The 13,026-nt window shown below is 37.3% G+C and carries 12 protein-coding genes; 3 read left to right on the forward strand and 9 right to left on the reverse strand.

Features of this window, described 5'->3' with window-relative positions:
- Window positions 1-48: 48 nt before the first annotated feature.
- From thrS to ACFOOI_RS08070, 6 genes are all read right to left on the reverse strand, one after another.
- The gene (gene thrS / locus ACFOOI_RS08045) at window positions 49-1,998 is read right to left on the reverse strand and encodes a threonine--tRNA ligase (protein ID WP_379836849.1); all 1,950 of its coding nucleotides are present in this window, start codon (window positions 1,996-1,998) and stop codon (window positions 49-51) included.
- 6 nt (window positions 1,999-2,004) lie between these two features.
- Window positions 2,005-3,225 carry a tetratricopeptide repeat protein gene (locus ACFOOI_RS08050; protein ID WP_379836851.1) on the reverse strand — a complete coding sequence of 407 codons (1,221 nt, stop codon included), beginning with the start codon at window positions 3,223-3,225 and terminating at the stop codon, window positions 2,005-2,007.
- Between the two features lie 111 nt (window positions 3,226-3,336).
- A complete protein-coding gene (locus ACFOOI_RS08055; RefSeq protein ID WP_379836853.1) occupies window positions 3,337-4,878 on the reverse strand; it encodes a hypothetical protein in 1,542 nt (513 codons plus the stop codon).
- Window position 4,879: 1 nt separating this feature from the next.
- Window positions 4,880-6,403 (reverse strand): hypothetical protein, encoded by a 1,524-nt coding sequence (locus ACFOOI_RS08060; RefSeq protein ID WP_379836855.1) that lies wholly within the window; start codon window positions 6,401-6,403, stop codon window positions 4,880-4,882.
- Entirely contained in the window at window positions 6,393-6,803 is a 411-nt protein-coding gene (locus ACFOOI_RS08065; protein ID WP_379836857.1) for an EVE domain-containing protein, read from the reverse strand. Before ACFOOI_RS08065 ends, ACFOOI_RS08060 begins: the two co-directional genes overlap by 11 nt.
- 5 nt (window positions 6,804-6,808) lie before the next feature.
- Window positions 6,809-7,264 carry a DUF2452 domain-containing protein gene (locus ACFOOI_RS08070; protein WP_379836859.1) on the reverse strand — a complete coding sequence of 152 codons (456 nt, stop codon included), beginning with the start codon at window positions 7,262-7,264 and terminating at the stop codon, window positions 6,809-6,811.
- A 236-nt stretch (window positions 7,265-7,500) separates the two neighbouring features.
- Between ACFOOI_RS08070 and ACFOOI_RS08075 the strand changes: the two genes are divergently transcribed.
- The 3 genes from ACFOOI_RS08075 to ACFOOI_RS08085 are packed head-to-tail and all read left to right on the forward strand — an operon-like array spanning window position 7,501 to window position 9,718.
- Entirely contained in the window at window positions 7,501-7,962 is a 462-nt protein-coding gene (locus ACFOOI_RS08075; protein ID WP_379836861.1) for a QcrA and Rieske domain-containing protein, read from the forward strand.
- A gap of 6 nt (window positions 7,963-7,968) precedes the next feature.
- Entirely contained in the window at window positions 7,969-9,024 is a 1,056-nt protein-coding gene (locus ACFOOI_RS08080) for an AMP-binding protein (RefSeq protein WP_379836863.1), read from the forward strand.
- On the forward strand, window positions 9,005-9,718 hold the full coding sequence (locus tag ACFOOI_RS08085; RefSeq protein WP_379836865.1) for a hypothetical protein: 714 nt from the start codon (window positions 9,005-9,007) through the stop codon (window positions 9,716-9,718). The genes ACFOOI_RS08080 and ACFOOI_RS08085 overlap by 20 nt, the downstream gene beginning before the upstream one ends.
- Here ACFOOI_RS08085 and ACFOOI_RS08090 read toward each other — a convergent pair.
- The 3 genes from ACFOOI_RS08090 to ACFOOI_RS08100 all read right to left on the reverse strand — a co-directional run bounded on the left by ACFOOI_RS08090 (window position 9,696) and on the right by ACFOOI_RS08100 (window position 12,876).
- On the reverse strand, window positions 9,696-10,586 hold the full coding sequence (locus ACFOOI_RS08090; RefSeq protein ID WP_379836867.1) for a helix-turn-helix domain-containing protein: 891 nt from the start codon (window positions 10,584-10,586) through the stop codon (window positions 9,696-9,698). The two genes, ACFOOI_RS08085 and ACFOOI_RS08090, sit on opposite strands and share 23 nt — an antisense overlap.
- 50 nt (window positions 10,587-10,636) lie before the next feature.
- A complete protein-coding gene (gene hslV, locus ACFOOI_RS08095) occupies window positions 10,637-11,173 on the reverse strand; it encodes an ATP-dependent protease subunit HslV (RefSeq protein ID WP_379836869.1) in 537 nt (178 codons plus the stop codon).
- A 74-nt stretch (window positions 11,174-11,247) separates the two neighbouring features.
- Window positions 11,248-12,876, reverse strand: a complete 1,629-nt coding sequence (locus ACFOOI_RS08100; protein ID WP_379836871.1) for a 2-oxo acid dehydrogenase subunit E2 — start codon at window positions 12,874-12,876, stop codon at window positions 11,248-11,250.
- Between the last annotated feature and the right edge of the window lie 150 nt (window positions 12,877-13,026).

Raw genomic sequence — 13,026 nt, forward strand, 5'->3', positions numbered from 1 at the left:
AGTGAGATGTTGCGATATCAAAATACCGTCAAATTTATTATTAAGTTTTTAATTATTCCCAAATTTAGGAATATTTTTATTTATTTCATTCTTAGCGAATTCCACAAATTCTGCAATTGTGAAACTCCCTAAATCTCCTTCTCCTTTTTTCCTTAGCGAAACTTTACCTTCTTCTTGTTCTTTTTCACCAACGATTAACATCAAAGGTACTTTATTTACTTCCGCATCACGAATTTTTCTTCCGATTTTTTCTGCTCTATGATCTACATATCCCCTAATGTCGTGCTCTTGCAATTCTAAAAATACTTCGTTGCAATAATCTTCAAATTTTTCAGAGATAGGCAATATCGCGATTTGCTCGGGCGACAACCAGAACGGGAAGTTACCCGCCGTGTTCTCAATCAAAATAGCAATAAAACGCTCCATAGAACCAAACGGTGCTCTGTGTATCATCACAGGTCTATGCTTGGCATTATCAGCTCCGTTATATTCTAACTCGAATCGGTTTGGCAACTGATAATCTACCTGAATAGTTCCTAACTGCCATTTACGACCCAAGGCGTCTTTTACCATAAAGTCTAACTTAGGGCCATAAAACGCGGCTTCGCCGTATTCTACAACTGTATCTAAGCCTTTGTCTGCTGCAGCATTAATAATCGCAGCCTCAGCTTTGTCCCAATCTGCATCAGAACCAATGTATTTTGATCTATTTTCTTTGCTTCTAAGCGATATCTGAGCACTATAATTTTCAAAACCTAATGATTTAAATACATAAAGCACTAAATCAATTACTTTTTTAAACTCAGCCTCTACTTGGTCGTTGGCACAGAAAATATGGGCGTCGTCTTGTGTAAAGCCTCTTACACGAGTTAAACCATGCAATTCGCCACTTTGTTCATATCTATATACAGTACCAAACTCAGCAAGTCTCAAAGGCAAGTCCCTGTAACTACGCGGGCGAGCCTTGAAAATCTCACAGTGATGAGGGCAGTTCATTGGTTTTAACATAAACTCCTCTCCTTCTTCTGGTGTTCTGATCGGCTGAAACGAATCCTCACCGTACTTTTCCCAGTGACCTGAAGTGATATAAAGCTGCTTGCTACCAATATGTGGTGTAACCACGGGCTGATAGCCAGATCGCAACTGAGCTTTTTTAAGGAAGTTTTCTAATCTTTCTCTGAGCATTGCACCTTTGGGCAACCATAGCGGCAATCCTTTCCCTACTTTATCCGAAAAAGTAAATAGATCTAACTCCGCTCCAAGCTTACGATGGTCACGGCGTTTGGCTTCTTCGAGCATAGTCAAATACTCATCCAATTCTTTTGCTTTTGGAAAAGTAATACCATACACACGAGTCATCATTTTGTTGTTTTGATCACCCTTAAAATATGCCGCAGACACGTTCATTATTTTTGCAGCCTTTATGTAACTCGTGTTCGGAATGTGCGGCCCTCTACATAAGTCGGTAAAGTTACCTTGTTTGTAAAGTGTAATTTGACCATCCTCTAAACCAGACAAAAGGTCTAATTTATATTCGTCGCCTTTTTCTTCAAAATAAGCTACAGCGTCTGCTTTCGAAATTGGAATACGCTCAAACGCACTTTTGGTACGAGCCAACTCCAACATTTTGTCTTCTATTTTTTTAAAATCATCAGATGAAATAGTTTCACCAGCGGTATCTATATCGTAGTAAAAACCATTTTCTACCGGAGGTCCAACCCAAAACTTAACTCCTGGATAGATAGCCTCCAATGCCTCAGCCATAAGGTGAGCCGATGAGTGCCAAAACGTAGATTTACCGTCGAGGTCGTTCCAAGTTAGTAACTGAACCGTGGCATCCGCCGTAATCGGGGTATTTGAGTCTTTTACTTCCCCATTTATTTTAGCTGCCAACACATTTCTGGCTAAACCTTCGCTTATAGAAAGGGCCACGTCCATAGGACTTGCACCACTTTCAAACTCTCTAACACTTCCGTCCGGTAAGGTAATTTTAATCATCTTCTATTAATTTCTTGTACTGTCTTTTCCTATTATAACCGTTGTTCTTTTCTGAATTTTCTCAATATTTCCAATTGAGCCACCAAATATTCTTCTTTCAGGCTCTGGCTTTTCTTTCAAATTAGCATTTTGGTCATTTTCTTCTTTATATTTCCTGTTTAACCTATATTGGTTTTGAGCCTCATATATCCTTGCGAGCTCATCGAGCTTATAATTATACCTATTCAAATCATATACCAAAGTCTTATTATTCGGTTCAATTTTAATAGCTTTTTCTATATTTTCTTTGGCCGCATTAAAATTATCTTGTGCTTCGTAAACTGCCGCTAATTTTTGCAAAGGTTCAATGTTTTCAGGTTCTACATTTGACCATTTATTAAAAATAGCCTGAGCACCCGAATAATTTTTTGTTTTAAAGTAAAGCATCCCTATTTTGCCCAAAACATCATTCCGATTTGGTTCTAATTTAAAAAACGCCTCAAATACATGCCTTGCAGAATCTAAAGCACCCGCTTTTTCAAGTATTAGTGCTTTGTTGTAAACCATTTCTTTTTTCTTCGGGAAGTTTTTTATCACTTGCTCATTGAGCACCAAAGCAGAGTCTATCTTATTTATACCCGTATAAATCTTAATCAGCTGATCGTAGGTTTCAAAGTTGTTCTTTTGATACGTGAGCGATTTATTTAAATTCATAATGGCAGATAAGGTATCTCCTTGCCTTGCAAGATTCTTCCCTTTTACCAAAAATATATCGTAGTTATATGGATATGTTTCATGGGCCTTTTTCAAATACTCGTCTGCTTTCGCAAAGTTTTTATTTCTACTATAAAGTTCCGCTATTAAAACATCAAGTTCAGGCTGTTCAAAATTCTGATTTTCGGCAGCAAGAGCATTTTCTAAAGCTTCTTTTTTATAGAGCTTACTTTGAATTTTTGCTTTTTCAAATAAATAAAGACCCGAATTTGGATTTAGACGCTCGGCTCTGTTTATGTCTACCAAAGCATCGGCATAGTTTTCTATTTTTTCGTGCAGCATAGCACGCTTATAATAATTAACCGGGTTGCTCGGATTGTTTTTGATCGCATCTGAAAGTATACTCAAAGCCGCCAAGTGCTGATTTTCATCGCTTTCAAGGGTAGAAGTAGGCAAAGCGAATTTGTCTCTCCCATCACTTGAGCAAGAAATAAGAAAACCTAAACACAAAAAAGTAAGAAAAAATAAACGCATCAGTGCTTTTTTACCATACAAAACACAAAAATCCGAATTTTTTAACAAATGATACACATCGAACGGATATATTATTAAAAAAAATAGAAGAAACTCTTATAAACTAAAAATTCAAGAGCCTGAAGCCACTTTTGTAAGGTAAATCGTCCTTCGGATTTGCGTATACGTATTATTTGACTTTTTAGGCTTCCTTCTTTTAGGTTTATCGTTTTCTATAGGTTTTAAAGAAATGGCCTCGACTTTATTTTTACTTCCTTCAGCCAAAAAATAATCGCCGTACCAATAATTAACGTAGTCGTAAGAAGGCAAGTAAAGTTTAGTTTTGTCTGTTATTTTCTCTTCGGTGAGTTTATATAAAATGGGTTTAGTGCCAATATTGAAATTTTGAGTAGCCAAGTTTCCTTGTGCACAATACCCAACAGAGCCATTTTGATTAAAACTGATGGTTGAGCCCAACTGCGTATTTAACAAATTGATATCTATCCTGTGTTTTTCTACCAAATCGCCTGTTTGACTGGTTATCAGCATAACTCCCGAAAGGTAATTGTAACCCGCAAAAACCGACCTAGACTGACTTCGGTTGTTACGGCCAAACAAACCGCCAACGCCGAAACTGTTTTGATTGTTGTACGCAGGATTATTATACGAACTGCTGATATTGGAATACTCTGGTTTAAAAAACACACCTCCTGAAATTATACTTTCATGGTGAACAATGGGCGTGTGAACCAAAAAACTAAATTGCGACATTATCTTTTTTATGTCATCGGCTTTAAACTGAGGTGTTCCTTCTAAAAGTTTAGTGAATGAATTGTAAGACCCTTCTCCTTTCTTGTTTAAATTTTTATCTAAGAAACTTATATAAAGGCCTTTATCACCAGTATTTGACTGATAAACTCCACTTAGCACAAACTCGCCATTGTCTTTCTCTCCTACTTTTACGGTAATCGGAAAACGTCCTTTGCTTTGCGTAATCCTAGTGGTTTTCAGGGTATCTAAATTCAAATCATATACACTTGCCACCAAAAAAGCGTCTTTGGTAAATTCTCCTTTCTTTTTCCTTTCATTTGCATACCCCACAGTTTTCACTGCCCAAAAAGCCCTGATTTTCTTTTCTTCTTCAATATATTTTATCCCTTGATTGTTAACTTTACCCAGTATTTTTCCAGAAACTAAACTTCCTTTTTCAGTTTCAAAATCGTAGATATAAAAAGCCGCTCCTTCTTGATTGCTTCCCGCCAAATATATTTTTTTATCTACCATCACAAAATCCTGATCTAAGAAATAATCTCTCAGTTCAAACCCTTTATTATAAGACTGTCCGGAATTTAAATCAAAAACAAATACTTGATAATAAAGGCCTTGGGTTTCTCTAAAAAGAAAAGTTATTTTTTCTTTATCTATAAAATACGAAGTTGATTTTCGCTCTACATCCAAAAAAACATCGGTGGCCCACTGCTGTTTTAGGTTTTCGTCAAACTTATAAATACGGGCTCGGGTAATATCTGTTTTTACAAATAATAGCACGCCTTTGTCTCCTAGCGAAATAGTCTGCTGCCATGACGGCTTGCCCACCACTTCCAATTGAACATTGTTAATCAATTGAGCATTTGCGAACGAGCCAACCAAGAAAAACAGAAGAAAAAAACGCATACTAATAGGCTATTTTTTGAATAAAGCAGTTCATTTTAAAAGAATTGCTTCCACTAGGATTTTTAACTACCCCCCAATTTAGAAAATAATTGCCGTACCAGTGTTCGAAATTGTCGAGGTCAGCTTTGCGTTTACCAACCATAGCTTCATCCAATTCTTTGGTTATAGTAGAATTCTTAATTTCGTCTCCCTGGTTATTGAGTTCTTTTACCAAAAGTTTGTCTTGACTGATATAAGACATCACCGGTTTATTGTCGTTTTCAGAAACTTTTAGGTGTGCTTTTAAATCATAATACTTTAAGTTTTTGTAAGTCACGGACTTGTCCCAAACTATATTCCCCTCGTTATTTATACTCAAAGACAAACCCTCAATATATCTGAAACCATCAAAAAACTGGCCGTTGCGAGTGTTATATCCCGACATCATGGCGTTATTGTAAAAATAATTATTTCTCAAATACTGCCTACCCCAAATAGAAGATTGATAATAAAGTGGATTACCGAAAAACGGTGACCCGTAATTATTTGAGCGATACTCGGGCACAAAAACCTCTGCCGAGATAACCAAGTTTTCGTTTATTTTCAATAATTCATTGATATGTAGACGGTAGCTAAACCGATACTCTCCCCCTTTCTTTTTTCTTTTGGCTACCTGCTTTGTGATTTTCTCTTGTTGTTTTTCACTCAAAAAGTTAAAAAAACTACTCAGTTGGTCAAAACTGTAGTACCGCGTACTAAAACCTTTTGTGGTATTGGTGATATACAAACCTTGCGAATTATTGGAATCATCTCGCGAGCTATTTGCTAAACCATAATTTCCAACTAAGAATTTTTGTCCTTCAAGTTCAAAATATTTCGTACTTAAAAACTCGAAACCATCTTTGGCTTGTAGATTTTTTGAGGCCAATAGTTTTCCCATAAAACTATAGGTTCTGACAATCAGCTCTGTTTTTTTCCGAGATTTATTTAAAAACGAAACTTGAACCGCGTCTTTGTCAATCACAATGTCTTGCACCACAGTTTGTCCCTTCAGATTGGCAGAAATGTACCTCACAGAATTGGTTGAGGGTTCGTAAAATATTAAAATGGGTTCATTTTTGACATTGCCTGATATACAAATCAAATCATCAGAGGCTTTAAAATCATTTACTTCAAGACCTTGAAGGGCTTTGATATTGAACTTTTGACTAGCTGCAAATGAGGTGGAAACTTTTATTACATTTAATGTATTTGAAGATCTGGAATCAAGCAGCAGATACATAAACTTGTCGTCAACAAATTCTTCTAAAAAATCAGCTCTATTGGGCAAGTCTGTGTCTATATCCCACAAAATGGAAAGGTTTTTGTCAAATTTCCGCATAACCAAACGGCCATCGGGTGCTTTGTCTAATACAATAAGCCCTTTTTCTTTTAAGTTAACCACCCGAACCAAATTCGAGCTTCCACTTATTCCTACTTGAACCATGTTTTGACCAAAACTTATTGTGGCCAAAAACAACATAAACACGAGTGCTTTAAACTTCATTTGCTAAATACATTATTCTATCGAACTCCTCTGGCTTTATGGGCATTACAGAAAGTCGTGATTGTTTCAAAAGCGAAATATCGCTTAGGTTTGGGTCTGTTTTTATTTTAGTTAAAGATACCGGTTCTGCAAGTTTTTTAACTGGAGCTAACTCCACCACCACCCAACGCGGATCTTCGGTGGTTGGGTCTTGGTAGCTTTCTTTTACTACTTTAGCCAGGCCTACTATTTCCATTCCTTTGTTAGAATGATAAAAAAACACCAAGTCGTTTTCTGACATGGCCTTTAGGTTATTGCGAGCCTGATAATTTCGCACTCCATCCCAAATATCTCTGCCTTTACTAACGAAAAAATCCCACGAATATGTATCTGGTTCAGATTTTACTAGCCAATAATTCATAAATATTAAAGATCAATGAGGTCCTCTTGGTTGGTTTCGTTTAAAAAGTCAACAGACCAGGTGTGGTCTGCCAGCAAAAACACTTTCGCTAAAAAGCTATTGTACGGAAACTTCCGCCCCCACTCGGTAGGCGAAACCATAGAAAGCACATCGGAGCCGTCAAGTTTTTCATATAGATAATAGGTATGATTTACAATAGGCTCAAAGCTCATTTGAGCATCATATATCCTTTCTGATACTTCTATTCGGTCGTTAATTTCTTTTGCCTGCAAACCCAAAAGCTCTATCTGTCTGTAGAGTTTCTTAAGTTGATCTTGCGTTTGTTGCCTCATGGCCATTTGGGCTTTACCTTTTACTTTACCCATGTCTTCGGGTCTAATAACGGCACTACCAGCTGTGTGTGCATAACCCAACAAGCCTGGGTTTTGGGCAACATTTAAATCTTTTAATGAATCAGTCACTTTTGTATTTGTTTTATTAGGTTCAACAATAAAACGCCTTTCTTGGTTATTTTTTGGTAAAAATAAAAAATCTTTTATGTAGAATACGCTTTCAGGCTATCTAAAAAAAATGTTCCTTTTTTTTGATGCATGATTTTAGATTACCATAATATTTTTCGTAATTCGTGAAATAATCTTCTTCTCAGAATATTATGAATAACAAACCTAAGAATATAAAAATATTATCTACGAAAAAAATGGAAATACCTAACAACACCATTGAACGTAAAGATTTCCTAAAACAAGTAGGACTCGGCTTTGGGGCAATAATGTTAATGAACTGTCTACAAGGATGCGGCGAAACCGAAATACCAGACCCAAACCCGGGAAGCAACACGGGCAAAGTAGATTTTACGATAGACATTTCAAATCCTACCTATGGTAACCTTCAAACAAAAGGAGGTTTTGTAATTGTAGCCAATCAAAAAGTAATCATTGCACGTACGCAAGCTGATAGCTGGATAGCGGTATCTTCGGTCTGCACACATGAAGGAACTCCGATAGGCTATAGAGCCGCTACGAATGATTTTCGTTGTCCAAACCATGGTGCGGAATTTACAGCTACTGGAGCAGTACAGAAAGGCCCTGCAGCAACTGCATTAAAGAAATACAACGTAACATTTACAGCCAATACTAATACCTTAAGGGTTTTTGAATAAAATACAATGCTTTTTATATCAGCTAAAGGAGATACTATAAATACTGCCCCGGATAATCCTTATTTCGATAAGGTCTTTGATCTTGTGGCGTATTGGAGTTCGAAATCAGAAATGATAGAACTGCAAACTTCAGGTTCAACGGGAAAACCTAAAACTATCATAGTGCAGCGGTCGCAAATAGAAGCTTCTATAAACATGACCAAAGAAGTTTTTAATTTAAGTGAAAACGACCTCTTTTTTTGTTGCTTAAATGTAAACTATATAGCGGGCATGATGATGGTTTTTAGAGCACTTGAAATTGGGGCTGACCTAATAGTAGTAGAGCCAACTTCAAACCCTTTTGAAAATCTTGGAAACCAGGAGCATTTGGTTTCAAAAAACCGAGGAAAAAACTTTTTCTCATTTGTGCCTCTTCAGCTTCAAACCATCATTGAGTCAGAAAAACACTTACCCCTGCTAAAAGCTTGCAAAGCTACGATAGTAGGCGGAGCTGCTCTAAACCCAAGGTTAGAAGCAAAATGCCAAGAGCTAAATATTCCGATTTATGCTACCTATGGCATGACCGAAACCATGAGTCATATAGCCATCAGAGACCTCAGAAATGAAGGTCAAACCTTTGAAGTTATCAAGGGTGTGGCAATAGAAGTAAACACAAACGACTGCCTAAGAATATGCTCGCCATCAACAAAAGATGAGTGGATTCAAACCAACGATGTAGTTGAATTGATTGACAGAAAGCACTTTAACTTAAAAGGCAGAATAGACAATGTAATAAATAGTGGCGGCCTAAAAATCCAGCTCGAACAAATAGAGTGGAAGATAGCCGAAAAGTTAGATTTACAGGAACGCTACTTCTGCTATGGATTAAAAGATGAACGTCTTGGACAAAAACTAATTTTGGTTATAGAATCAGAGGAAATAGTAGTAACGAATGAACAAATGCAAGGGATATTTGGTAAATTTGAAACTCCAAAAGAAATCTATCACCTGCCTATGTTCTTAGAAACACAGACAGCCAAGATAGACAAAAATAAAACTGTTAATGAATTTATTCGAAATTAGGTTTCAAACCTCTGAGCTTATCCCTCCTCCTTATGCACATGCTATTGAAATATTAGCCCAGAATGACCCTAAAGGTGGTTTTTCATATATTTTCGAAATTAGCTATTTAGACCGTGAGTCGCTTACCGAAGATGAAATTTTAGAAGAAGGCTTTAGCCTAAACGATGACCTGCAGCTAAAAGGCACTTTGCCTTTGGCTTGGAAATCTGCATTTGATGCACTTTTAGAAAAAACCAAAAAAACTTATCCGACTGAAATAGAAGACAAAGAAGATTTTTGGGAGATATTGACAGTAGATGAACCATTTTATCCAAAAAATACCAGAGAATGGAAGATTTTTTTGGAAGAAATGAGACAAGCAATAACTGAGCAAAATAAATTAGAATTACCGTTAAATTTTCAAATTAAACGAATAGATCAAGAGCTTACAGAGGATTATTTGGTGGAAGGAAAGTTTGAAGAACGCGTATTCCAAATCACCAAAAAAGATGGTAAAACCAAAGAATTGGAATGGATTAAGCTTAATAATTTCTTGAAAGATATTTTTTCAGGCGAGTTTGTTTACGAAAAAACCTCCACCAAAATGCCTAAACGCACGGGGTTATTCCTAAACCTTGGCGATGAAATATGGTATGAAGTGGGAAAATCTTTACTTACGCAGCCATCAAAAATCACAAAGTGGCTTGCCTATTAACCAAATCATCAATTTGGTTTTTCAAATCCGAGATTTTAGATTGAATGTCATTTAAGGGCAGTTGGGGTGAAGGGAGGCTTTTAGAAAAGTATCCTTTCACAAACCAAAGCTCCAAAATATCTGATTTTAAAAATTCAGCACTGCCTATGCTGGCTTTGTCAGCACTGGTAAGAATAGTGCCTTTTACTGAAAGCTGATTAAAAACTCTGCGATAAACCATTCCCTGACTTTTAGTAAAAATCAAGTGATTCTCCCCGTTTTTTATCAAGTCAAAGTTCTCAACTTTTTCTCCTACTATTATACTTTCTGTAATCGGAAAATCAGTATTTGATTCAAATGCTCGTAAATAACCTTTAGGAAAAAAAGGTAAAGAAAGCACCGGGTAATCTTCTAAAGACTTTTTAAGGTCTATGTCAGACAAATACTGTTTCTGAACCTCCTTAGCTATATATCTTATTTTTGTATCGGCTCCTGCTGTTTTATTTATAGCTGTTTCCTCACTTTTTGCCGAAAATAAATCAGACTGAAATGTAGCTGTTTTTTTGTTTTCTAAAAACGATGGTTTTTCTATTTTTAAATCCTCAAAAACATGCTTGGGAACATCCACCTCTCTTGCTTCTTCTATAGCTTTAGAAGCCTGCTGAATATCCGCTAGAGGAAAATCTATAAAGCTATGATTGAGCAATTGATCTAGCGAAATATCAAAGACCTGAGCCAGTTTAGCTAAGTTCTCTGCTGGAGGAACCGCCCTACCCTCTTCATAAGCACCTATTAACGAACGTTTCACACCCAAGAGCGTTGCAAACTTCTCTTGCGTAAGTCCCATTCGTTTCCTAAGAAATCTTATGTTTTGGTTTACGGTTATCATTTCTATTTTTTACAATCCAAATATACTAAAATCAGGTTGAGAAAACACACCTAAAGTGTTTCTATCATTAAGTTATGATTGGTATAAATACAAATATCAGCTGCAATGTTTAGGCCTTCTCTGACAATTTCTTCGGCGGTCATGTGCGGGGCGTGTTTTTTCATAGCCAAGGCAGCCGACTGAGCATACATACTTCCTGAACCGATTGCCGCAATCTGATTATCCGGCTCTATCACGTCACCCGTTCCTGAGATTATCAATAGTTCATCTGCATTAGCAACAATCATCATTGCTTCTAATTTCCTCAAATACCTGTCCGTTCTCCAGTCTTTGGCAAGCTCGATGGCCGAACGTTTCATATTTCCGCCATAAGAATTTAACTTTTCTTCGAACTTCTCTATGAGCGTAAAGGCATCTGCCGTGCTTCCTGCAAACCCCGCAAGAATTTTACCCCCTGCCAGTATACGCACTTTTTTTACATTTGACTTGGCTACGGTATTTCCCAAAGTGGCCTGACCGTCAGCACCTAAGGCTATTTGTCCATTATGAAAAACACCTAAAACTGTGGTTGATCTTATTTTTGTCATTTTTTTATTTCTTTTAAAAAGAAAACCCTCCGAAGGTTCACTTGGAGGGGTTTCAAATATTTCTTTAAAAACTACTAAATCAGAAGTTTGTACGGTTCTTCTAGCAACTCTTTCAAAGTTACTAAGAAAGCAGCCCCAGTGGCCCCGTCTACTACACGGTGGTCACAAGTTAAGGTAACTTTCATTACATTGGTGGCATAAAACTGACCGCCTTTTACTGCAACTATTTCTTTGATTCCACCTACCGAAAGTATACACGATTCGTTTTTAGGGTTATTGATGATTGAGTTAAACTGCTCAATTCCAAACATACCTAAGTTACTTACCGTAAATGTATTTCCTTCCCAGTCGCTTGGTTGCAATTTACCACCTTTAGCTTTTCCGCCAAGGTCTTTGGTAGTAGCAGCCAAAACTGATAATGGAAGGGTATCTGCAAATCTGATAACCGGAACTATCAAACCTTCGGCGATAGCCACCGCCATACCGATATGTACATGTTGATTTTTTCTGATGCTATCTCCTCTCCACGATGCGTTTACGTTTGGATGCTTACGAAGAGCAACACCACACGCTTTAAGCACCATGTCATTAAACGAAATTTTGACAGGAGAACTTTCGTTCATTACGCCACGAGCTTCAATTGACTTATCCATGTTAATTTCCATTGTAAGAGAGAAATCAACTGCATTTGTTTGAGAATCAGCTAGGCTTCTTGCAATTGCTTTTCTCATTTGAGTCAACGGAACTTCTTCGAAACTCTCTACACCACTTGGAGCAGCTAAAGTTACGCTTGAAGCAGCAGGAGCAGCAGTTTTTGCTGAAGGAACATAATTATCCACATCAGCTTTTACTATCCTTCCACCTTCGCCACTTCCTTTTACGTCAGCAAGCGAAATACCTTTATCTTTTGCAATGCTTTTGGCCAATGGCGAAGCTAAAATTCTACCATTTGAATTTGTAGTTTCTACTGGAGCAGCGGCAGCAGGAGCAGCAGGCGTTTCAGCTTTTGCCACAGGAGCAGCTTCAGCGGCCTTTGGAGCTTCAGCAGCAGCAGGAGCGGCAGAACCTGCAGCATGAGCTTTCAATAAAGTCTCAAAGTCTGCACCTTTTTCACCAATAATGGCAATAACAGAATTAACTGGAGCAGCTTCGCCGGCTTTAACGCCAACATAAAGCAATACACCTTCGTCGTAAGCTTCTATTTCCATAGTAGCTTTATCTGTTTCTATTTCTGCAAGCATGTCTCCTGACTTAACGGTATCGCCTACATTTTTAAGCCAAGCATGAATCACACCTTCTGTCATGGTGTCGCTCAATAATGGCATTGTAACTAAATTAGCTTTGATGTTTGAGGTATCTATAGTCTCAGCAGCAGGAGCTTTGACTTCGGCAGCGGCAGGAGCAGCTGGAGTGGCAGCTGGTGCCGGAGCAGCAGAACCTGATAATAAAGCCGAATAATCTTCGCCTTTTTCGCCAATAACTGCGATAATTGAATCAATAGGAACAGCTTGACCTTTTTCTACTCCGATATACAAAATAGTCCCTTCGTAATACGACTCCATGTCCATTGTAGCCTTGTCAGTCTCAACTTCTGCAAGTATATCTCCTGATTTAACAACATCCCCTACTTTAACATTCCATGCGGCTATTACGCCTTCTTCCATGGTATCGCTCATTTTGGGCATTCTGATAACTTCTGCCATAGTATTATATTTTTGCTTAGAATTTTTTTCGCTCCAAAAATAATAGAAACGAAGTTAAATATTAAATATTAATCACTTTAAAATCTAAAAACCAAGATAAAAAGCTTGGGATTTTCAAAATTGTATTATTCCTCAAAATAAAAGAAGAAC

This window comes from Lacihabitans lacunae (assembly GCF_042649125.1).
In the GTDB taxonomy this organism is placed as follows: domain Bacteria; phylum Bacteroidota; class Bacteroidia; order Cytophagales; family Spirosomataceae; genus Leadbetterella; species Leadbetterella lacunae.

What these genes read in the sequence shown, in the direction of transcription:
- hslV (WP_379836869.1), bottom strand. Translation starts at nt 11,173, where the DNA reads ATGACAAAAATAAGATCAACCACAGTTTTAGGTGTTTTTCATAATGGA.
- ACFOOI_RS08060 (WP_379836855.1), bottom strand. Translation starts at nt 6,403, where the DNA reads ATGAAGTTTAAAGCACTCGTGTTTATGTTGTTTTTGGCCACAATAAGT.
- ACFOOI_RS08055 (WP_379836853.1), bottom strand. Translation starts at nt 4,878, where the DNA reads ATGCGTTTTTTTCTTCTGTTTTTCTTGGTTGGCTCGTTCGCAAATGCT.
- ACFOOI_RS08100 (WP_379836871.1), bottom strand. Translation starts at nt 12,876, where the DNA reads ATGGCAGAAGTTATCAGAATGCCCAAAATGAGCGATACCATGGAAGAA.
- ACFOOI_RS08080 (WP_379836863.1), top strand. Translation starts at nt 7,969, where the DNA reads ATGCTTTTTATATCAGCTAAAGGAGATACTATAAATACTGCCCCGGAT.
- ACFOOI_RS08090 (WP_379836867.1), bottom strand. Translation starts at nt 10,586, where the DNA reads ATGATAACCGTAAACCAAAACATAAGATTTCTTAGGAAACGAATGGGA.
- thrS (WP_379836849.1), bottom strand. Translation starts at nt 1,998, where the DNA reads ATGATTAAAATTACCTTACCGGACGGAAGTGTTAGAGAGTTTGAAAGT.
- ACFOOI_RS08075 (WP_379836861.1), top strand. Translation starts at nt 7,501, where the DNA reads ATGGAAATACCTAACAACACCATTGAACGTAAAGATTTCCTAAAACAA.
- ACFOOI_RS08050 (WP_379836851.1), bottom strand. Translation starts at nt 3,225, where the DNA reads ATGCGTTTATTTTTTCTTACTTTTTTGTGTTTAGGTTTTCTTATTTCT.
- ACFOOI_RS08085 (WP_379836865.1), top strand. Translation starts at nt 9,005, where the DNA reads ATGAATTTATTCGAAATTAGGTTTCAAACCTCTGAGCTTATCCCTCCT.
- ACFOOI_RS08065 (WP_379836857.1), bottom strand. Translation starts at nt 6,803, where the DNA reads ATGAATTATTGGCTAGTAAAATCTGAACCAGATACATATTCGTGGGAT.